Origin of the sequence: Bacillus cereus group sp. BceL220, from assembly GCF_051776965.1 — a bacterium.
Lineage (GTDB): Bacteria > Bacillota > Bacilli > Bacillales > Bacillaceae_G > Bacillus_A > Bacillus_A cereus.
The window spans coordinates 1-22,407 of sequence record NZ_JBPWBC010000008.1; the positions used below are offsets into that span (position 1 = coordinate 1).

The following is a 22,407-nucleotide window of genomic DNA, read 5'->3' on the forward strand; positions in this document are numbered from 1 at the left end:
CGTTCAAATAACGTAGAACGATTTGTATTTTTTCATCAGCTGTAAATTTAGCCATAGAAAAACTGCACCTCCAATTGTTAGACTGTGTCTAACAATTGGGGTGCAGTTCAATAGTCTGCTCTTTTATGATGCCTCCTTATGTTCCGTGGAATGTTTAACACTCCCCAGTCTCTTTAGTTTATTCCACCCTACCGCTACTCCTCGAAGCGATGAGAATATAGATTTAATGACAACATAAGTCATAAATTGACGATAAATAAAACGTTGTAAAATTAACCATGCTAATGGTTTCGGATTCTCATTTTCTAATTTAAATGCAAACAGCGAAGCGAGAAGATCCATTAAAAAGAATACAAAATAAAATCCTAAAACTTTTAGCGGATTACTACTAAATAGTCCTATAATCATTAATATATCTGCAAAAGGAGCAATGAATTGCAGAACATATTGGAATAACCACATATTAGGCAGTGCAATAAATCCTAATGTTTTATGTTTTGAATTACACAACGCTTTTCGATGTTTCCAAAGACACTGAAGTGTACCATATGACCAACGATATCGCTGTTTAATGAGACTTTTCACATCCTCAGGTGATTCCGTAAAAGCATGCGCTTTTTCTTCATATACAATTCTATGCCCTTGACGTAAAAATGTAATAGTAAGATCGGTATCTTCTGCTAATGTATCTTCGCTTAAATATCCAGATTCAACTACATTCTTCTTGCGCCACGCCCCAATAGCTCCTGGAACTACTGTAATACAATTTAACTCATCAAAAGCTCTACGTTCTAAATTAAACCCTGTAATATACTCAACATGTTGCCAAGTAGTTAACAAATTCCGTCTATTCCCCACTTTGACATTACCTGAAACTGCAGCTACATTCTGATCTTCAAAGTGTCTAACCATTAAAGAAATAGCGTCTTGCGCAATAATAGTATCCGCATCTAAAGTGACAATGATTTCTCCTCGCGATTGTTGAAACCCTAGGTTCATTGCCGATGATTTCCCGCCGTTTTCTTTCTGAATGAAACGAACTTTAGGGTGTTTATAAAATGTTTCTTTCATTACTTTTGACGTACCATCTGTCGATCCGTCATCCACAACAATAACTTCAAATTCTCTATAATTACTATCCAAAATTGAGTGAATCGTCTTGGCTATCACCTTTTCTTCATTATATGCCGCTATGACAACACTAACAAAAGGTTGATAAGACGAATTAATATAGCGAGATAACGTTTTTCTTTTCTGCTTCCATGCAAAATAAATTAAGAATAAAAATCGAAAAATCCCTAATCCAATAGCAATATAAAAAATAGTAGTTAATATATGCTTAAAATATCCAGCTCCTGAAAAGACAGCTTTATTGTAAAGTAAATATTGCTTCCCCTCAGAAGAAACAGGAGGCATAATTTCATCTCGTTCTTTATTCATTAAATCTGAAATTGTTACAAAACTATATCCATGCTTTTTTAGGTCTTTAATAATGATCGGGAGTGCCTCTACTGTATGGGTACGATTCCCTCCCGCATCATGGAGAAGAATAATATTTCCCTCTCCCTTATAAATGGGATTAAGAGCACGTCTTACTAATTCATTTGTTGATGGTGTTGCCCAGTCTTCGGGATCAACTTTTTCCGCTACCATTGTATAGTTCATATTTTGTGCACGTAAAATAGGCAATATTTCATTTGATGAATCCGGGTTAGCATCCGCTTCATATGGCGGTCTAAATAAAACCGTAGAATGTCCAGTTACTTCCTGAATTAAACGTTGCGTCGTATTAAGTTCTACTTTCGTTCGTAGTAAAGACGTATCAGCTATGTTAGGATGCTTGAAAGTATGATTGCCAATTTCATGCCCTTCATCGTATATTCTTTTTACAATACTAGTATTTAGTTGTGCGTTTTCACCAAGTACAAAAAAAGCAGCTTTTATTTGATTCTCTTTTAATATATCTAAAATTTCTGGCGTATATTTCGGGTCTGGTCCATCATCAAATGTTAATACTACTTGTTTCCCATTTGGTTTTCCATATCGTTGCACTTCATATGCAGATGGTAAGGATTGATATACTTCATCTGTAAGGTAACCATCTTTGCCTACTTTAAAATCTCTCAATCCATTTTTTCTTTCATTCTCAATCTGTAAAATTTCACCTTGTCCAGAATAATTTACTTCATCTAAACTATTGATTTTATGTAATACATTAGGATTTTTTTGTGCCTCAATCGGATTTTTTAAAACTTTCCATATTGTAGGGTCTTCTGCTCCTAGTCTCCATAACGCAAATCCCTTTGCATTATTGTCCATTGCGATTTTCACTTGATTATAAAGAGTTACACCGTCTAAGAACCAAGCAGTATGTTCTTTCCCTTCTGTTTTATACCTAAAATAAGGGTTTCCACTCATTTTATCCCATTGAATTTTCATATTTGAATCATGAGCCATTGCCATAACTTCTGAGAAAGTTAAAGACTTCGCAGCTTCTTTACTATTTACTTGCCAATCATATCCATAGTTACCGAAAGCAACTATAAGCTTATTAGACGGAATATTCAGTTCTTTCAATGTATGTTGGAACCATTTATTTGAAGCAATTGGTCCTGGTTCCCCGGCTCCATAGTGCTCATCGTACATCATTACAATCATTCGATCTATTATTTTTGCTAACGCACTATAATCAAAAGCCTTATCATTAGCTGGAACATCTTGTGTAACGAGCAAATCATGTTGATGAAATTCCGTAGTAAGTTCTTTCATAAAATTTGTTAAGTTTTCTCTATCACTTTCAGGTACGGCCTCAAAGTCAATATTAATTCCTGAAAAATGATTCTTTTTAACTTGGCTTACTAAATCATTAATAAACTTTGTCTTTACATCATTTGAGGAATTCAGTAACTTATGAATTAGCCCACTATCAGGACCAGAAGCTTCCTCAGTATAGTTAGTAAGCAAAGGCATAATCTTCACTTGATTTTTTTCTGCCAACTTTACTATCTCAGGTTTGATCTCACTTCTAATCGTTAAATCTGCTTTTAAATGATACCACTCTGGTACTAACGTAGTTAAGGAATCGATATTTTCTTTTAAAGAAGCGGTACTATTTTCATCCCAGTTTACATAAAAACCATACACTTCTTTAGGTTGTTTACTATCCTTCGGCGGATTCACCAAATTTTTATTATCCTTCGTTTCGGTATTTGGGTTAAATTCTTCCTTCTTTAACTGCTGATCACTAAGTTTTTGATTAATTGGTACAAGTTTAGTATCTTGTTGTACAGCGGTATTCATATTTGGAATTTCTGGTGTTGAAAAAATACTTTGAAAGAAAAAATAAAATACAACACCTACACTAACTATTGAGGTACATAGAAACCAAATAAAGGCTATGTTTCTCCTTCCTTTCGGATCATAAAAAACAGGTTTTTCTTTATCTTTCTCTTGTTGAATGTTTTTCTCCATTATATTTTTCACATACTCCTTCTTAATAGAACTATAAAATAATAAAGTGCAACTTTAATCAGCCCTCACCAATTGGGCATTTACAAGCAGCCCAACTCCCACCTAACTTCTTTGCTCCAGCCAAATTTTGAGATGGGAGTTTTACTGCCCACAATAGCGAGAGAAATCCTTTTAGCTTTGAAATGAATCTCTCACTTCCATATTCTATTGATTCTTCTTTTCATTCCCTTGCTGGTGGCCTCTATTTTCTTGTTGAGACCCCCTACCATTATTCCCTTGCTCGTTTCCACCATTTTCTTTCTGGGATCCTCTTCCATTGTTCCCTTGCTGATTCCCATTATTTCCTTTTTGAGATTCTCTATCGTTGTTCTCTTGCTGATTCCCATTATTCCCTTGTTGAGACCCTCTTCCGTTGTTCCCTTGCTCGTTCCCATTATTTCCTTGTTGTGATCCTCTTCCGTTGTTCCCTTGCTCGTTCCCATTATTTCCTTGTTGTGATCCTCTTCCGTTGTTCCCTTGCCCATTTCCATTATTCCCTTGTTGTGATCCTCTTCCGTTGCTTCCTTGCCCATTTCCATTATTCCCTTGTTGTGATCCTCTTCCGTTGTTCCCTTGCTGATTCCCATTATTTCCTTGTTGAGCTTCTCTACTTTTATTCTCCTGTTGATTCCCTCTATTTTCTTGCTGAGATCCTCTTCCATTGTTTTCTTTTATTTGCTTCGATGGCTGTTCCTCTGTTTTCTTTTGTTCTTTCTGCTCTTGCTTTTCATATTTTTTTTCGTCTACAGGAGATAAATCCATTGATGCATCAGGAGATGACTCCGGCTGTGATTGCACCTCTTCTTCATTTTCCACCGGATTAGGCGGCGTGGCAGGAGGAGTAAGCGATTTGTTTTTCTCATTCTCTTGCTTTATATAGACACCTGTGCCAATTCCAGCTTTTCTAGCATTCTCTCGTACTTGCATCGTGCTACTTTGATATTCAACTGTAATATGTTTTAACTCATATTCTTTCTTCAATTCTTTCATTGCCTTTTCTAACTGTGGTTCTAGCGCCTTGTCCTTTGCAACAGCTGTTAGCATAACTTGCTTATCATTCGTTAAATACTTATCCTCTTGACTTTGCTTTATAATAGTACGTATTACTTCTTGTAATTGTTTATTTTCCCATTGCTTCAATTCTTTTAAAATACGCCTTCCATCATCATTACAAGCCTGTAAATCTATAACACGAAAATCCTTCGTTACGCTCACCTCTAAACTTGGATTTATATCAACTGAGACGTAAGCAAATACTTTTTCTTCTGGTTGGTTGTAGAAAAACAGCACTGCAAATAGAAAACAAGCAACAAGTATTGATGCAGGTTTTAAAAAGGAAGGGATCGAAAAATGCGATGCTTTTTGTTCTTGCTCATCAAATGAGATTTCCTCCCCAATCATGCAAGAATCCCCTTTTCTTTTACACGTAATAAACTCTCCATTTGGTGTTAAAACAACTACGCTATGCTTTTTTATATCCATCACAATTCCTTTATTCATCATGCTTTTCCCCTCTTATGTAATCCAGAATATATGTATAGTTGTTTGCAAAAATAATACACATTGCAATAATGTATTTTCTATGTCGTTCCAACGTTTTACGACTTACCCTAACACGCGGTTCAATATGTTTAAGCGGTAACTTTTTCTTTCGGAACAGCTCTTCCATCATTTCCTCTTCTTTTATAATAATTTTTACAATTTCTATTAAGTGCTCACGCGTATCACGATGCTTAGGAGATTCTTTAGCAAGCTCTGAGAATGTGATTTTAAACTCAGCTAGCACACTTTGAAAATGAAGAATTTCCTCCTTACGGTTACTATTTTCCATCTCTTTCATATACTCTGTAAGCGACACTTGCATTTCTAACATTTCCTCTTGCTCATCTTCTTTTAAAAAGACAAAGTTATGTTTAGACTCCTTACGTATATAGTCAATTACATCTCTTTTTATAAGAAGATCAGCAAACGCTAAAAAGGATTTTCCTTTTGTATATGAATACTGTTCAATTGCTTCGTTAAACGCAAACAATCCAATGCTATATTCATCATCCTGTTCTGTAATATACCGGCGGCAGACAGATGAGATTGATTTTCTAATAAAAGGCTGATACTGTACGATAAATGCTTCTTTATCTTCTTCGTTGTTTTGTATGTTACATACGATATCTTCTATTTTCGGTTTTCTTAAGATCTTCATTACTAAACTCAACACTTGTAATCTCCCAGCCTCCTTCAAATAGCAAAATGGCCACTACACAAGTGACCATTTAACCAGATTTTCTTGGTACTTTTCTTCGGTCTTGTTTTCTTGCTGTTAGTTATATTTTTAGAGTCTAACGTTTTCTTAATGATTTTTCCTTTTCTCTCGGCACTACAGTTAAGTTTGTATTTTTATCTACTTTCTTATTTTCTACCGTTCGTTTTGCTTCTTCTCTTTCTATTTTATCTGCAATCCTTGAATAACTCTTCTTTATATAATTGGTAATTTCATCCTTCCATTTTGGATGCCCACTTAATCTAGTAATTTTATTAATGCTTCTATATTCTTTCATAGTCATTTTTCTTCTATTTATTTTCTTCACTATACATATTCGGAGGAATACATAGTTTTATGGGGGTCAAAAAATATTTTCATAAAAAAATACATATTTATTTCAAAAATAAAAACCATCAATTTGAAAAAAGATAATCAAATTGATGGTTTTCTTATAATATCTATTAAATTAAGTTGGATTCTCATTATATCTAAAAAAGTACTAGCTATCCTCTGCCTATTTTCTCCATTTTCATCTTTCTTGGTTATCATAATATGTCTTATCTGCGTATTTTCTATCATTTCCTTTTAGATAAGCTAAAATTACTTTTGGATTTTTAAGTAAAGTCCAGTCTCCATATGTATCAAATCTTCTGCATGAAGTTATCATTCCATTTTTAATAGTACCGAATTTCTTATTATTTTTCTTTCCCCACTCTTTTAAACGTTTAGCGAAATCTGCATCTTCTGCCATAAGCATGTTTTCATTAAATCCGTTGATTGCCATAAAGTCTTTTCTATAGCACCAAAAAATCCCTACAGATATAGCTCCGTACTTAAAAAGTAAGGGGATTATGATTAACATTGCGGAGAGAAATATTCCTAAAGATATTCTTTCAAACTTCCCATTTACCCCACCACCAATGTATTTACCTGAAGCTAAATATTTATCTACATTAGACAACATAGACTCTGTCATTATGGTATCAGCGTCTATAGTGACGATTATTTCTCCATTAGCTATTTTAGCCCCTGCATTTCGAATTTTAGATAAGTTTTTATCGTTATTTTTCAATGTAACACAATTATAAGATTTTGCTATTTCCTCTGTTTTATCTGTGCAACGATTTAAAACAACTATAACTTCCGTTTGCTCTTTATATGCCTCTGATGCCTTTGCAATTGAATCTAAACATTTTCTAATGTACTTTTCTTCATTATGCGCAGGAATTATAATAGAAAACTTCACATCTTTTTTCAAATTAACTCCTGAAGATTCGTTTGTCTCAGTCATAATATTCCCCCCTTATTTTATAAGGTAAATATCTACTATACATAAATTATATTAATATTTATTAGGTTATATTATAGAAACTGACGGTAAAGAGGCTCTTACTGTCGACGTTCAAAAGCAAGACGTACAGCAAGCCCCGTTAAAACACTTGCCATAAACCAACGCTGTACTCGTAGCCACGTCGGGCGTGTGCCAAACCATTTTGCAATTTTACTTGCTGTACATACAATTACAAGGTTAACTATAAAGCTAACAGTGATTTGCGTAAGCCCCAAAACTGCACCTTGAAAAAGCAACGATCCCTTCTCTGGATCTTCAAATTGAGGTAGAAGTGATACATACAAAATAGCAATCTTTGGATTCAAAAGTAACCTATCCGTAGAGCTACTAAAACTACTACGAATAAAGCAAAGCAACATGTAATATTTCGAATCCACTTTTGTATATCACCAAAATACCTTTCTATATATAGCGTTGATAGTAAGCATAAGAAATAAAACAAAGAAAGGCAGCGAGGTATAGGTCCATTTTTATCTTCATGGCTGGAATTATACCCCTTACCAAACTTCTAAATGAAATGTATAGCTGAGTAGTTACCTTATTTTCCAAAAAACATTCTGATTATTTCTTTTTCACTTCTTCTACAAATTCCCATGTCTCTCCGTTATCTTTTGATTGATAAAGTGCACTACTATCGCCATTGTAGTCTCCATCTGCCCCTTGTCCAACTAACATATTAAAAACCCCATCTTTCTCATATGGCATACTAGGTGAATCAAAAGGACTTATTGTGGACTGTGTATGATCTAATTTCACTTCATGCGGCGGATATTCTACCTTTTTGAAAGATACTCCCCCATCATCTGTGCGATATAACTCTCCTTCATTACCAGAAGGCCTAATTGCTCCTAAAAACCCAAGTTTATCATTTATAAAAGTGATTCCTGATACACTACCAATCCCCCCATTAAATGGGTCTGGATTGATAACCTCCCATGTTTTCCCTTCATCACTAGTCTTGCTTAATGAATAAAAGGCGCTCCCTAATGCTTTATCTGTCATATTTAGTTTATAACCAACTTCTTTCGATAGGAAAAACTGTTCTTTTTCATTCTTTAAATCTTGTTGTTTCTTCTCTTTAAGCATATCTTCTTTTGGAGGCGTCTTTGATTTACTCCAACTTGCGTCACTTATTAAATTATATCTAGCAGGGACTAGCTCTTGCTCTTTTCCAGGGACAAATATAGATACAGTATATCCAATGATATCAGAAGCTGCTTTTTTAAGACTCTGCCTCTTACCATCCTCAGTAATATTAATAATTCCCTCTGTATTGGATCCCCAATTTCTTTTTCCATAATAAATCAACCCATACTTACTTTCATTCCATTTTCTAACCGTTTGCTTAACTGGAATTGCCTTAACCGTTTCAATTAAAGGTTCTACTAATTTATCATCATTATAATCAGGCTTTGCGTATCCGTCTCGTATTATAGTAATATCTTCTGACTTCTTCTTATTATAAGAGATTAAATAAGTTTCTTCTTTCCCATCATCATTTTTCCCATAAACAAATGTATCAAACGCTGTGATTGTTCCATCTGAATGAAATGTAAGATCAAAATCAGTTGCCATATACAATTTCTTTGGCAAAGGATATTTTTTATTTATATCTTCAAAAATACCTTCTACTCCAGACTTATATATATTATTATGTTTAAGTTTAACTGACCTTTCATGTTTTAACTTTTCTATAAACCATGCCAATTTACCATTGTAATTTATTGCACTTTTATAAATCTGCATCCCATAAAATGATGTAATTGCAACAATAATGATAATAGAAATGGATCTCCATGCTATTGAATTTGTTAATTTTTTAGATTCATATTCTCTATTTTTTATCACCCGCATTGTAGTAAATGTAGTTATGGATATAAAAAGTACTATACATAATAACAAAATGTAAATATTATAATTCATTCTTCCGTACTTACAGTATAAGGCCAACTCATAACAAAAAATCCCGTATACAATTATTAGTATTGGATTTGTTACTAATGACAGAAGTATCCTTTTTGTATTTTCTCTAAATATAGAAACCACCCCTAATTACATGAATTACTGATATTAAGTATACTTTATGAATATTCACCATTTTTATCATCGAATTTATACACATTCAAATAATATTTTCCTTGTTTCGCTACGAATTTTCCCTTTATAGTATTCCCTTCATCTTTACCACAAACTACGTAATTTTACATGTCTGATTCATGATAAAGTACCCATGTCGTCCCAATATTTTGTTCATTTATCACAGAAATATCTACTTCTTTCGGAACTGTAACATCAAACGTATAAACATCTGTCTGATCAGGAGTAATCAGATTCCCTTTTACAAGCCTATGGGGAGTCCTTCTCCTCTTCGAGGGATTCACCTGTTTGCGGATCTTGTTTTACAGTAACTTTTGTTTGTTCTTTACTATCCTCCACTGTTAGTTCCACAGTATATGTTCCTTTTTCTCCATATACGTGGGTAAGATTCGCTTCTGTACTTGTTGTACCATCACTATGAAATTTAATTTCTTCATAAAAAAAGATTTTCAATTTTTTTAGATACTCTTACTGTCGACGTTCAAAAGCTAAACGTACCGCAAGACCTGTCAAGACGCTTGCCATAAGCCAACGCTGCACTCGCAGCCACGTTGGACGTGTGCCAAACCATTTTGCAATTTTACTTGCTGTACATACAATTAGAAGGTTGACTATAAAACTAACAGTGATTTGCGTAAGGCCCAAAACTGCACCTTGAAAAAGCAACGAGCCTTTTTCAGGATCTTCAAATTGAGGCAAAAGTGATACATACAAAATAGCAATCTTTGGATTCAGAAGGTTGGTCATAAGTCCCATCAAAAATAATTTCCGTGGTGGCTCATTAGAAATCGTACGAGGTTCCATAATAGATGTAGCACCAGGTTTTATCGAATTCCAGGCAAGCCAGAGCAAGTAAGCAGCACCCGCCCACTTTACTGCTTCATAGACAGCGGGAACAGCAAGGAAAAGAACTGTAAGTCCAAACATTGTTGCGATTATATAAATTACAAATCCAAGCATGATGCCCAATAAAGAAATAAATCCTGCCATTCGCCCCTGCGTAATGGAACGGGAAATGAGATAAATCATATTAGGCCCAGGTGAACAAACCATGCTAAGCGAAACAATTGCGAACGCTAACAAAGTACTCAAGCTGACCATAAACCTTCCCCCCTTTATGTTACATAAAATTTCCTATTGTACATTTTATCATGATTGAGGAGAGAAAAGATTAATATAAACCGATGCAGCTAAGTAATATTATCGGATCGAATGTAGTGTAATCACATATTTCTCATTCTCTTAAGTAAGGACTAAAAATAACCTATCCATAGAGCTACTAAAACCACTACGAATAAAGCAAAGCAACATGTAATATTTCGAATCCACTTTTGTATATCATCAAAATACTTTTCTATAAATGCAGTGTAAATAGAAAGCATAAGAAGTAGCACAATGAAAGTAAAAGATCCCAATTTATCGTTAAATTTTTCATTAGTAAATGTACTTACATGAAGGAATAGAAAAACAAACGTTACTATGAATAGCTCAAATAATCTTTTTTTATTCAATCTGCCACCACCTTACAGTAATTCCCTTTTATTCCATTTTATCAGAACATACTGTGTAGCAGTATATGAATATTATATTCATTTCAAAAAGGCCAACAATACAAGATCGTTAGCCTCTACTTTCCATATTCGCACCTTTTATCACTTTACTTCCTAACAACCGGAATCCACATTTCACCAAATACTAAGCCATTTCTCTGTCCCATCTCAACCGTTGTATTCGGTCCACCAACATAGGCAAAATCCTTTGCTTCTGGTAAAGCTTGACCGAAGGCGATGCCAGTAAGCTTATTACTTAGCTCTTTAGCCGTTTTGTCTTCCCCTTTCACTACTAAGTATTCTCCCCTCGGAAACTGAATCACTCTAGATTCTTCTTCTATTTGTGCTTCTGTCATGACACCCGCATAATACATCATTTTGTTATTCACCGCTTCGCTCACGGAAAAAATGTATTCATTTGTAGCTAAAGCTTTTAAAGTGTCCAGCCTTCCATCTTCTTTAACAGCCGACCAAAAGTCTTCCTTTTCTTTATTTATTCCAGCAAAGTCTGTGTATTCACTCTTAATTTCAGTTCCAATACCTAACACAATAAAGCTATCTTTTTCTTCTATAGTATAATTTTTCATATTCAAAACCTGCCTCTTTTTTATTAATCAAACGATTTATCTTTTCATCTGATACGTTTATAATACCTTTAAACCATGTCAAAAAATGATACTGTTTAGGAGACTAAAATGAAAAAAGTTGAACGGATTAATACAATTATGCGGTATATCAACAACCGCTCCCACTTTACAATTTCTGAAATCATACAAGAATTTAACATATCACGGTCGACAGCTATTAGAGACATTAGAGAAATCGAAGCTATGGGAATGCCACTTGTCGCTGAAGTTGGGAGGACCGGGGGATATTTTGTTATGCACAACTCTATCCTGCCCGTTGTTCGCTTTACTGATAATGAAGTGAAAGCTCTTTTTATTGCCTTTATGGCTACGAGGAATCAACAACTTCCCTACCTAAAGAGTCGTCAATCTTTAGCCGAAAAACTACTAGGACTCATCTCAGAAACCCAGCAAGATGATCTCGTTCTTTTAAATCAACTCTTGCTTTTCCAAGGGACTAACCCTCATAATCCCGATCTACTTGAGCTTTCTGATCTCCCCCATCCTATGTTAGAAAAACTCATTCAAATCCTTCTTTTGGATAACCATTTATTGATTACTATGAAAGAAGATGAAGAAATTAAGTCTTATCCAATTTATCTATTGCACCTTTATCAAGAAAAAAGCCATTGGATCATTGAAGGATTTGACTTAAAAAAAGAAAAGAAGATGATGTTTCCTGTCGATGATCTCATTAATATCGAACCATACACGACGAACAAAAGGCTAAATAAGAAAAAGATTTTAGAAAAACTAAGTAAGAAGGACGAAGCAATTAACCTTGTATTTGAACTTGGTCCGACAGCAATTGCCCAGTTCAAAAAATACCATCCTTTAAAAATTTCAATATCTTATACTAATCCTTACCAATCCACAGCCATTTTAAAAACTTTTATCAATGTTAACAATCCCGATGAAATGACGGAAATAATAAATTGGCTGCTTTTTCTAGGGAAGGATATTAAAATCAAAGAAATTCCCGATGAAGTATTAGCAGATTTACAAAAACGAGTGTGCTTATACATTCCATAAGCAGTGAGCCTCAAATATTAAGCTTTATGGACAATTATTCTATTTTTAAATACCATTTCATTTACTACAATGAGAGCATGATAAATAATAAAAGCACGGAAAATCTCCCGTGCTTTTCTAAATATATATTATTCCTGAAGGTTTCGTTTATCTCGTTTCTTACCCTAACTGACGTTTAAATGCTTTACTGGCGAAAAAGTAAGAAATAATCATTATACCTACGCACCAAGCGAGTGCAATCCAAATGTCGTTGCCAACAGTTCCTTCATATAAAAGAGCACGAATCGCATTCACGATTGAAGTTACAGGCTGATTCTCTGCAAACGCACGAACAATTTTTGGCATCGTTTCGGTAGGCACAAAGGCCGAACTAATAAATGGAAGAAAAACTAGCGGGTACGAGTAAGCAGTCGCCCCTTCCATAGACCTCGCTTTCAATCCTGGAATGATAGCTAGCCATGTTAGCGCCAGCGTAAACATCCCAAGTATCCCAGCTACCGCGAGCCAATCTAGAATATTAGCACTGGAACGGAAACCCATTAAGAGTGCAACAAGAATAACCACCACGATAGTAAGTACATTAGCAACCAGAGAGGTTAGAACGTGAGCCCACAATATCGATGAGCGCTTAATAGGCATCGTAATGAAACGTGCCATCAGCCCACTCTTTACATCCGTAAAGAGTCGCACGGAAGTGTAAGCTACACCGGATGCGATAGCCATTAGCAAAATTCCCGGCAATAAATAATTAACGTAGTTTTCCGTTCCAGTTTTTATTGCGCCGCCAAACACGTAGACAAATAATAGCATCATCATAATCGGTGTAATCGCTACTGTAATAATTGTATCCGGACTGCGCATAATGTTACGCATTAAACGACCTAGTAATACACCTGTTTTACTTTTCATTTACATCTCCTCCTTTTTGCCAATGATCGCAAGGAATATTTCTTCCAATGTCGGTTGCTTCTCGATATACTCCACTTTTGCTGGTGGGAACATCTCTTTTAGTTCAGCAAGAGTACCTGTCGTAATAATTTTTCCGCCATGCAAAATAGCGATACGGTCTGCCAGTTGTTCTGCTTCCTCCAAGTACTGAGTCGTAAGCAAAATAGTTGTACCGCTACCAGCAAGTTCCTTGACTGTATCCCACACTTCGATTCGCGCTTCAGGATCAAGTCCAGTCGTTGGTTCGTCAAGAAAAATAACTGCTGGCGCCCCAATCAAACTCATCGCGATATCAAGCCGGCGCTTCATCCCGCCTGAATACTGATCTGCCCTTTGGTTTGCTGCATCAGTCAGGCTAAATCTTGCAAGTAGATTGTCAGCAACTTGAGCGGGATTGGAAACACCACGTAACTTAGCGATCATTATCAAGTTTTCCCTCCCAGTGAGCATACCGTCTAAAGCTGCGAACTGCCCTGTCAAACTGATACTTTGACGAACATGATCTGGTTGACGCTGTACATCAAATCCGCAAATACTTACTTCACCGCTATCTTGCTTCATTAGTGTCGAAAGGATGTTGACCGTTGTCGTCTTTCCCGCTCCATTTGAGCCTAGCAGCGCGAAAATTTCTCCACGCTGCACCTCAAAATCTACCCCTTTTAAAACTTCCTTGTCTTTAAAGGATTTTTTCAAGCCTTTTACAGAAATCGCTGCATGACTCATACTTTTTTCCTCCCTATAAAAATGTTTTGCTAAGATAAGTTATTTACCTCTGTCTATTTAGTATCACTGATATTCTGTATTACTTAGTACCGAGTTAAAAATATAACTGAATAGCTATGATGGCAATTCATATGTGTAACCAGCTAATCAGTTGGTATTACTTATTCCATTTATTTTTTTCTCAATTTCTTCATAATACTTTCATTCAAATCTTCACGATACTTGGAGACGTAAGTTTTAGCATTTGCGACTAGTTCGTCAGCAAAGGAAGCCACGTCATCCCCAGTAATGTCAAGCACTTGTCTTCCTTCTGCTGCACCAGCTTCAAACAAATCGATTAATTCATACTGTATGTGTAACATATCCATCCCGTTACCCGCTGAGAAATTCCACATGTAGTTTTGAATTTTCTTAAATACAAATTGGTAGTCCTCTGGCAGAGCCTCAACTCGGGCCATCATCATTTTGTACTCTTTTTTATCACCAATTAACTTTTTAAACATTTCTAACATCTTATTTTCCTCCTTTTTTATAAAACCGAACAAGAAATTTTCAAAGTATCGGCCGGAACATTTTATCTTATGAACCTATTTTGACTTCAAGACATTAATTTTTGACGATACAAAATCCCATTTTTCCCAAAACAATTCAAGCTCCTGGCGGCCTTCTTCATTTAATGAATAAAACTTACGAGGCGGTCCCATATCTGATGGTTTCTTTTCAATATTCACAAGCTTTTTCTTCTCTAATCGTACAAGGATAGTATACACCGTACCTTCCACAACTTCGGTAAACCCAAGATCATTCAGGTGGCGGGTAATCTCATAGCCATACGTTTCACGGCGACTAATGATTTCCAGTACACACCCTTCCAGTGAACCTTTCAGCATTTCAGTTAAATTTTCCATGTCCTGATCCTCCTTTACCCCCTATTCTGTCTGACTTATATTCAGTAACACAGAGTACTAAGGCGAATTTTTTACTGAGTAGCTTTTGAGTAAAACCACACTATTCAGTATTACTTATTACAACTACATTGTATGACTAAGTAGTTGTGGATGTCAACTTTATTTTCAAAAAAATTAAAAATCCGCTTTATCCTAACCGGATACAGCCTCCTTTTTTGTTGTAAGGGCCATCAAACTAGTAAAACAGAGCTGATTCAAAGTGTAATTTAAATCAGCTCTGCTTTATTGTTTTCATACCGTTATATCTTGTTTTTTCACGATACAAATTGTTTCTCACTACCATTCCCATTGCATATAAAGCATAAAGGCAAGTGCGGTCAGAGAAAATTTCCAGAGATTATCCGTACATGATACGAGCCCCTAAAATACAATTCTGTTAGAAATTTGTTCTCTATATTCTCTTTTATTTTATTTCTGATAGTTGATTAGCAACACTATCTAAAAATTTTTCTACCTTTTCTTTTGATGTATCCGGCGCATGATAACCGATCGTAAATGTAAGCCTTCCATTATAAGAGCTTGCTCCCATTGAAAAGAATGGTGCATACATAATAGGTGATGCCATATACCCGTCCTCAGCTTGAATTTGACCAAACTGAATAGGTTCCTCAGCAATCACTCCCAAATTTGTCAGTAATGGCAAAGCCATCCCCATCTGTACAGCCTGTTCATATTGCTGATTATACATTTCCTTCACTGTAGATAGCTTCATTTCTGCCAGTAACTCCATTCCTGCTGCTGAAGAAAGACCTGGATTTTGAGACTTTATTTTATCCATTGATTGTTTAACTCGAACAAGAGTCTGCTTAAATGTTTCATCGTCTTCCATTTTAATCACTGGCATTTCCATACCGGATAAGTTGCAAATAGCACCAGTTGTATTATTAGGCAGATATCGACGTAAATCAATTGTCAAGCCAATCATTTTTTCTGCAGTGCGAGGTTCTGCATACACAGTGAAATGTGATAGAGCTCGGAAGTAAGCAGTCATGATTACATCATTCAAGGTAACCTGTTGTGCTTTTGTCCATTGGGTTAAACGTAGAGTTTGCTTATGGCTCAATCGCCGTACGGACATTTGGGGAAACTTATTTTTGTTAGGTTGAGATGGAAAAGACCATAACGATGCCTGTTGTTCTTGGTTAGGACGATACGCACTTTTTATGTCCGATATTCCAGCGTATTTGAATACATGTGATTGATCTCGACAACTCTCATTTCCCTCATCAAATTCCTTTATAATTTGCTTCTTAGACCGTCCCAATGAAAGGTGAGTATATATTGTTCCAAGCAATTTAATATATTCCTTGACTCCTGCACCATCTGAACATAGATGAGACAATTTCACAACTAACATATCTGTTGTAGTGCCCCGTAATAATTTCGTTTGAACCATAGGCCCCTGAATACGATCACCAGGTTCCTTAATAAAATCTATTGCCATTATTTCAAGTTCTTGATTATTTCCTTCTGCAAAAAAGCAAATAGATGAGTTAGTGTCAGATGAATGTTCCTCCCAGTAAGGAATATCATTTTCTACAAACCGGCTGTTCAAAACTGGTTGCAATTGCAACGTTATCCTTACAGATTCTTCAAGTATTTCCTTTGATATACCTACAGGAAAATAAAGAACTGCATTAATTTGTTGATCTGCAGAATAAAGACCTAATACATAATTCATTCGATCTTGTGGTGTTACTGAATACTTTCTTTTCTCCATAATTCCGTCCCCCTTTAAGACTTTTTGTATAACCCTATTTTCCATATGCTTGTAATTTTTCTTCAAGAGCTAATAACGCTTATTTTTCGAATTTTTAACGAAATCATCTTCTCCGTATTGGTTTCATTCTTTTTGCAGGTGATATATCCATTATTTCGTTGTTATTAACACTACCTAACCTTCCAATAAAACCAAACAAAAATAGACTAAGTTTGTTTATACATAAACATTTTATAATAATGTCTATAAATTATCAATACGGCAAATAAATCATTTTTATGTCTGTCAATAAAAAACAATATATTCAAGGGCCACTTCATAATAAAAGATTGATGTGCATGTATATGTACCCATATCACTTTCAAAATAAAAATGAGAATTTTTGCAATAAAAATATGCTGCAGTTATTGATTTTACAGTAAAAAAAGCCCCTCCATTTTAAAAATGCGCAATCAAAATGAGTAGGGCTTTTGCCGATTTGAATTTTATAAAAGAATGATTACCATAAATAATATTTTACTTTTTAGTCTACCTTATTATTTTCAATCCATTTTCCTAATATATGAATGGATTTTATTCATATAATTTGAGGTGGTATCGTTGGTTTTTAAAAATAGAAAGCTTATTTTCAAATCAAATGAAAAAGAGGTGAAATTATAGATATTCATGTAGAAATTTCGTTTTGGGGATACTTAAAATCTTAAGGTGATGGGCATGTGGTGTTACACTTTAAAAGCTTTATAAAATTATAAAATTTATAGATATAGCAGATTTTCTTTATTAATAATCATTTGTATGTACGTTTACTCACACACATACAAATGATTTATAAAGCTACAATTAAGTGAAAACTTCTTTTCCGTTACGATAACATCATAGCCATATCTTCTGCTGCATTTGTAATTAGTTTTAAACCAAATGTTTCTTGTAATACATCAAGCACGCCAGGTGAAATAAATTCAGGAGCCTTTGGACCAATGCGAATATCTTGAATCCCAAGACTAAATAGCCCGAGTAAAATGGCAACCGCTTTTTGTTCAAACCATGATAGCACAATACTTACTGGCAATTCATTCACTTCACATTGGAAAGCATCAGCTAATGCAGCTGCTATTTTCACTGTAGAAATGGAATTATTACACTGTCCTAAATCAATGTAACGTGGAATTTCCGTACCAGGTACAACACCGTAATCCACATCATTAAAGCGGAATTTCCCGCAAGAAGTTGTTAAAATAACCGTTTCTGGCGGAAGTGACGTTGCTAATTCACGATAATATTCTCCGCCTTTTCCCGGTGCATCACAACCGGCGATAACAAAGAAACGCTTTATTTTCCCCTCTTTTACTGCATCAATAATTTCTGGAGCTAATGATAATACTGTATTATGATGAAACCCTGTCACTAACTGTTCATCCGACTCCATATGTACTTCTGGAAGTTCTAGTGCTTTTTGAATCAATGGTATAAAATCATCATTTTCAATTTTTTGTACACCTTCTAAACCTGCAATATCATATGAAAAGAATCGATCAGAGTATGATCCTTTAATTGGCATAACACAGTTCGTTGTCGCTAATATGGCACCAGTAAATTTTTCAAAAAGGCGTCTTTGATCATACCATGCCTTGCCGATGTTTCCTTTTAAATGTTTATATTTTTTCAGCTGCGGATATCCGTGTGCTGGTAGCATTTCAGAATGTGTATAAATATTAATGTCTTTTCCTTCTGTTTGCTTTAATAGTTCTTCTAGTGCAAATAAATTATGGCCCGTAACTACAATTGCTTTACCTTCTACACGATTTTGTGTAATTTGTACAGGCTCTGGCACACCAAAATGATTCGTATGTGCCTCATCCAATAACTCCATCACCCGTAAAGCTGATTTCCCAACTTTCATAGCCATATCAATATGCTCTTGTTCGTTAAAGTTAGAATTTGTTAATGTCATATATAAAGCTTCTTGTGTTGTAGCATCTACAAATGCATCCGTATACCCTAGCTGAGCAGCATGTGTGCGATAAGCTGCAATTCCTTTTAGCCCAAACACAATCGTATCTTGTAAACTCGCAATCGTTTCATTCTTGCCACAAACCCCCATTACTTTACATCCGCCTGTTGGCGTTTGTTCACATTGATAACAAAACATATCATCCCACCCTCTCCCAATCATTCATTACACCTTAAGCATAATACCCATTGAAAAAAAGTGATGTGATATCAATCACAATAATATATAAAGATTTGTGACAGTTCATATTGTTGACATAATACTTTTATTGACATCCAAAAAATATACATTAGTGTGCACACATCTTTCGATACTTTTAAATAGCTAAATAATTAATTTGGAGAAATATATACAACGAAAAAATTTTTTTGAATCCCTTATACAAATAATTGCAATTCATCACATATGAAAATAGACATACAAATACGCTATTCTTTCTATCATTCAATAGAAAGAATAGCGTATTTTTTATTTTAAGGAACTATCATTTTTTTATTAAAGCCTTCATTGTAAACCTCTTTATTTACAATACATTTACACTATCTTAACATTACTTACATTATTTATATGATATATTTATATAGAAGCTACTTAAGAAATTTCATATACATTTTATCTTTATGATCTCTAATCTAATCAATAAAAAGATCATGTTATATTTTTATAACAGGGGTGAATTACGATGACTGAAACTTTAAAAACACTTATAATGCTTGATGCTACTTACGTTGTTATTGCAATTATGACAGTACTAGTATTTGTATACTTGGAATTAAAATCTCAGTAATATATGCTGACGTAATCGACAGATTCAGCATTTAAATATAGTTAGAAGAAAGAAAGGAGAAAATTATTTCTCCTTTCTTTTGTATTTCTACAATTTCTTATTTTAATAAATCCAATGTATGTAAAAGTAATCCCTTGTCTCCTACTTCTCCATGACCAGGTACTACCGAATTTATATTTCCATATCGCTTCCGCAGATTTTACTAAACAGCCTCCAGCTAAAATTTGATATTGTGGCAACCAAACAACAATATTATCTTCTGTATGTCCTTTCCCTGGATAGAACGTTTCTACTTTTGTATTGCCAAACTTCAAACTCGTAATTGTTTGTAAATCTCCAAGCGGCTCTTCATATCCACTGTTCTTTGCTAGTTCTGCGGTTAATGCTGTACTATGCGCTTTAATGCCTCTTTCTTTCAACGCTGTTATTCCGCCAATTCGATCAGCGTGCGCATGTGTAATAATGACATCTGTTACGCGCTTCTGAAATTTCTTTTCTACCATTTCTATTAGTTCCTTCGTTAATTTGTTATCCCAAGAAGAATCAACAAGTACTAGCCCTTTAGAAGTATTAAGAACTAGACCGTTCGAAGGAACTGCTTCTCCATTAAAATAACCTAACTCCGTATGAACCCATACATTCTTGTTTAACTGAGATATTGAAATGGTTCCCGTCTCATTTTTGATTACTATTTGCTCTACCTTTTGTGATGCTTGTACAGAAGAAATCGTGCTAACAAATTGAGTTGTTCCTAGTAAACTTACACATAATCCTACTTTTAACAACGTATTCTTTTTCATGTTATCAACCCTTTCTTTCAAGCTAAATAGTTATTACCTATATTAGACAATTCATCTCAAATGTTTGTTCCATCTTCATTTGCATACTTTTATGTAATTAACAAAAAAGCGTACACAATTTTGTACGCTTTAAAACTTAATCTTCCATTCCATAATTCTCAAACTCTTCCTCATTCCCATAAAATACATTCAAATCAATATACTTTTCTTTTCCATTATAACCGCTTAATCTCCCGCGGTTCGTGTATTGCCAAAACGTCCATTTTCTCTCATCAGATAAACTCGGTTTTGTAAGAACACTACGAATCCATATATTACATTTTGGATACGCATCCTTTATATATAAATCATACGCCTCTTGCGTTGCATACAATATTACTTTCTTATCGTAATGTTTTTCTAGCATTTCAATCATGACCGCCAACTCTTTCGTAACATCTTCACGCTTAGGCGGATTATCTTTTTTGTTAGCGTAAAACTCAACATCAATCACGGGTGGCAGTGCTTGTTTATATTTTGGAACAGTTCGTATAAATTGCTCTGCTTGTGTTTCACCCTTACTATCGAAACTAAAAAAATGATACGCTCCGATGCGCATATCTGTCTTATTCGCATTCCTCCAATTTTTCGAAAAGTACTCATCCACAAACGAACTTCCTTCAGTCGCCTTTATAAACGCAAACTTCATATTTTGCTTTTCCAACTCTCTCCAATCTATATCCCCTTGATACGATGCGACATCTACACCTTTTATTTCATACTTATCAGCACTTATTTGATTCGGAATGAATATGCCTTGAAAAACTAAGTAAACGACAACACTTATTACACTAATTAAAGTAAAGATTCCTCCTATAAAAAGCTTCTTTTTCATTCATATCACCCATCTTTACAAATTAAAATTCTACTTACCATTCACGCTTTTTATTAATTTTCATTTTTTCTTTAAACGCCTTCTCTAAATCAATATTTAATTTATTTGCTAAATCACATACATTCCAAATTACATCAAACATTTCTAAACCGATTTCTCTTTTCGCATCTTGTATTGTATCACGCTTTAATATGACTTCCGCTAATTCACCTAATTCCGCCATCGTATATATCGTACGCTCTTCAATTGTTGTATCTTGAAATCCTTTTTCTTTACTGAAATTTGATACATACCTCTGAAACTCCACAATATTCATACTTAATCTCCCCTCATTACCAATACTCCATTTTTCTATTACACTTAAAACCAAAATTATATTTTGTTAAATTATAACATTCGGACTATAATTTATTTATAGCCCATTAACGGAGGTGTTTGCAATGACTCTCTTCGCTTCACCAACATTATTTATAGTAGCAATCATTTCATTTGCACTAGCTTATTTCATCGGAGTAAAGCTGTACACTTGGCTCTTATCAGGATTCAACGAACGCCGCGTGCCTGATAAAGTGAAACTATCAGAAATAGTAGGTCTTTATAATTTAATTGCTGGTGTCATTGCGACAATCGGTAGTGTCTTCACTACGCCTAATGTCACAATCGTTATTCCTATCACTCTAATTGGACACTTTATAATCGCGGCTTATGTAAATACACGCATGGTGCAGTGAAAAAGATCACCCAAATGGATGATCTTTTTTATAATTTATCAACATATTGCTTCGCTTCTAGTAAGGAAAAACCAAAAGCTTCTCTTACTCTCTTAACTGCTGTAATTTTTTTGCCTTCTTCTACAAGCTGGCGTAGTTCTTTATTAATTTCAGTTTCTCTTTCTATAATTCCCATTTCTTTCGTAATTAATTGTAATCTATCTTCAATTCTCTTTAAACGCGCATCATTTTTCTTTTCAATTGTAGTTAATTTTTCAGCGATATAAATGAAACCAACAGCTACTATCAGTATAACCATCCAGAATTCCATGAATGTTCCCCCTTACTAACTTTCATTTGCTTTATTCCACTAACTTATGTAAATTTTACCACAATACACATTTAATGTATAATATCACTATATCAAACTGTTAATAAAA

General features: G+C 34.6%; 20 protein-coding genes and 4 pseudogenes. 2 read left to right on the forward strand and 22 right to left on the reverse strand.

Annotation, left to right across the window (positions count from 1 at the left end; translation table 11 throughout):
- Positions 1-123: 123 nt before the first annotated feature.
- The 12 genes and pseudogenes from ACS2FK_RS20125 to ACS2FK_RS20180 form a co-directional block, all read right to left on the reverse strand.
- On the reverse strand, positions 124-3,471 hold the full coding sequence (locus tag ACS2FK_RS20125) for a glycosyltransferase (protein ID WP_063548128.1): 3,348 nt from the start codon (positions 3,469-3,471) through the stop codon (positions 124-126).
- 204 nt (positions 3,472-3,675) lie between these two features.
- Positions 3,676-5,013 (reverse strand): anti-sigma factor domain-containing protein, encoded by a 1,338-nt coding sequence (locus ACS2FK_RS20130; protein ID WP_063548130.1) that lies wholly within the window; start codon positions 5,011-5,013, stop codon positions 3,676-3,678.
- Positions 5,003-5,725 carry an RNA polymerase sigma factor SigI gene (sigI, locus tag ACS2FK_RS20135; RefSeq protein ID WP_002082432.1) on the reverse strand — a complete coding sequence of 241 codons (723 nt, stop codon included), beginning with the start codon at positions 5,723-5,725 and terminating at the stop codon, positions 5,003-5,005. The genes ACS2FK_RS20130 and sigI overlap by 11 nt, the downstream gene beginning before the upstream one ends.
- Positions 5,726-5,846: 121 nt before the next feature.
- Positions 5,847-6,065: a hypothetical protein gene (locus ACS2FK_RS20140; protein WP_063548132.1), complete on the reverse strand. Its 219-nt coding sequence runs from the start codon at positions 6,063-6,065 to the stop codon at positions 5,847-5,849.
- 234 nt (positions 6,066-6,299) lie between these two features.
- A complete protein-coding gene (locus ACS2FK_RS20145) occupies positions 6,300-7,061 on the reverse strand; it encodes a glycosyltransferase (protein ID WP_000141006.1) in 762 nt (253 codons plus the stop codon).
- A 98-nt stretch (positions 7,062-7,159) separates the two neighbouring features.
- Positions 7,160-7,429 (reverse strand): annotated as a pseudogene (locus ACS2FK_RS20150) (LysE family translocator); the annotation flags it as partial.
- Positions 7,423-7,576, reverse strand: a pseudogene (locus ACS2FK_RS20155) (DUF3963 domain-containing protein); the annotation flags it as partial. The pseudogenes ACS2FK_RS20155 and ACS2FK_RS20150, both read right to left, overlap by 7 nt.
- A 106-nt stretch (positions 7,577-7,682) precedes the next feature.
- Positions 7,683-9,167: a WD40/YVTN/BNR-like repeat-containing protein gene (locus tag ACS2FK_RS20160; RefSeq protein WP_080469857.1), complete on the reverse strand. Its 1,485-nt coding sequence runs from the start codon at positions 9,165-9,167 to the stop codon at positions 7,683-7,685.
- A 35-nt stretch (positions 9,168-9,202) separates the two neighbouring features.
- Positions 9,203-9,653 (reverse strand): annotated as a pseudogene (locus tag ACS2FK_RS20165) (pre-peptidase C-terminal domain-containing protein); the annotation flags it as partial.
- A 33-nt stretch (positions 9,654-9,686) separates the two neighbouring features.
- The gene (locus ACS2FK_RS20170; RefSeq protein WP_063548136.1) at positions 9,687-10,319 is read right to left on the reverse strand and encodes a LysE family translocator; all 633 of its coding nucleotides are present in this window, start codon (positions 10,317-10,319) and stop codon (positions 9,687-9,689) included.
- A 152-nt stretch (positions 10,320-10,471) separates the two neighbouring features.
- The gene (locus tag ACS2FK_RS20175; RefSeq protein WP_001036208.1) at positions 10,472-10,729 is read right to left on the reverse strand and encodes a DUF3963 domain-containing protein; all 258 of its coding nucleotides are present in this window, start codon (positions 10,727-10,729) and stop codon (positions 10,472-10,474) included.
- A 146-nt stretch (positions 10,730-10,875) separates the two neighbouring features.
- Positions 10,876-11,355 (reverse strand): GyrI-like domain-containing protein, encoded by a 480-nt coding sequence (locus ACS2FK_RS20180; RefSeq protein WP_002195671.1) that lies wholly within the window; start codon positions 11,353-11,355, stop codon positions 10,876-10,878.
- Between the two features lie 108 nt (positions 11,356-11,463).
- Between ACS2FK_RS20180 and ACS2FK_RS20185 the strand changes: the two genes are divergently transcribed.
- Positions 11,464-12,426 carry a helix-turn-helix transcriptional regulator gene (locus ACS2FK_RS20185; RefSeq protein ID WP_063548138.1) on the forward strand — a complete coding sequence of 321 codons (963 nt, stop codon included), beginning with the start codon at positions 11,464-11,466 and terminating at the stop codon, positions 12,424-12,426.
- A 159-nt stretch (positions 12,427-12,585) separates the two neighbouring features.
- On the opposite strand, the gene ACS2FK_RS20190 is transcribed toward ACS2FK_RS20185, so the two are convergent.
- From ACS2FK_RS20190 to ACS2FK_RS20230, 9 genes and pseudogenes are all read right to left on the reverse strand, one after another.
- A complete protein-coding gene (locus ACS2FK_RS20190) occupies positions 12,586-13,335 on the reverse strand; it encodes an ABC transporter permease (RefSeq protein WP_000837815.1) in 750 nt (249 codons plus the stop codon).
- The gene (locus ACS2FK_RS20195) at positions 13,336-14,097 is read right to left on the reverse strand and encodes an ABC transporter ATP-binding protein (RefSeq protein ID WP_000017471.1); all 762 of its coding nucleotides are present in this window, start codon (positions 14,095-14,097) and stop codon (positions 13,336-13,338) included.
- Positions 14,098-14,267: 170 nt separating this feature from the next.
- Positions 14,268-14,609, reverse strand: coding sequence for a DUF1048 domain-containing protein (locus ACS2FK_RS20200; protein WP_000891986.1), 342 nt, complete (start codon positions 14,607-14,609; stop codon positions 14,268-14,270).
- Positions 14,610-14,684: 75 nt separating this feature from the next.
- Complete coding sequence (locus ACS2FK_RS20205; RefSeq protein WP_000429487.1) at positions 14,685-15,005, reverse strand: PadR family transcriptional regulator; 321 nt, start codon at positions 15,003-15,005, stop codon at positions 14,685-14,687.
- 463 nt (positions 15,006-15,468) lie between these two features.
- The gene (locus ACS2FK_RS20210; RefSeq protein ID WP_063548140.1) at positions 15,469-16,785 is read right to left on the reverse strand and encodes a condensation domain-containing protein; all 1,317 of its coding nucleotides are present in this window, start codon (positions 16,783-16,785) and stop codon (positions 15,469-15,471) included.
- 862 nt (positions 16,786-17,647) lie between these two features.
- On the reverse strand, positions 17,648-18,934 hold the full coding sequence (hcp, locus tag ACS2FK_RS20215) for a hydroxylamine reductase (RefSeq protein WP_063549348.1): 1,287 nt from the start codon (positions 18,932-18,934) through the stop codon (positions 17,648-17,650).
- A gap of 746 nt (positions 18,935-19,680) precedes the next feature.
- Positions 19,681-20,383, reverse strand: a pseudogene (bla, locus tag ACS2FK_RS20220) (subclass B1 metallo-beta-lactamase).
- A gap of 136 nt (positions 20,384-20,519) precedes the next feature.
- Entirely contained in the window at positions 20,520-21,257 is a 738-nt protein-coding gene (locus tag ACS2FK_RS20225) for a glycoside hydrolase family 25 protein (protein ID WP_000727664.1), read from the reverse strand.
- Positions 21,258-21,291: 34 nt separating this feature from the next.
- Entirely contained in the window at positions 21,292-21,573 is a 282-nt protein-coding gene (locus ACS2FK_RS20230) for a MazG nucleotide pyrophosphohydrolase domain-containing protein (protein WP_001028132.1), read from the reverse strand.
- Between the two features lie 124 nt (positions 21,574-21,697).
- Between ACS2FK_RS20230 and ACS2FK_RS20235 the strand changes: the two genes are divergently transcribed.
- Entirely contained in the window at positions 21,698-21,988 is a 291-nt protein-coding gene (locus ACS2FK_RS20235; RefSeq protein WP_063548142.1) for a DUF3784 domain-containing protein, read from the forward strand.
- A gap of 28 nt (positions 21,989-22,016) precedes the next feature.
- Here ACS2FK_RS20235 and ACS2FK_RS20240 read toward each other — a convergent pair whose 3' ends face one another.
- Positions 22,017-22,298, reverse strand: coding sequence for a hypothetical protein (locus tag ACS2FK_RS20240; protein WP_063548144.1), 282 nt, complete (start codon positions 22,296-22,298; stop codon positions 22,017-22,019).
- Between the last annotated feature and the right edge of the window lie 109 nt (positions 22,299-22,407).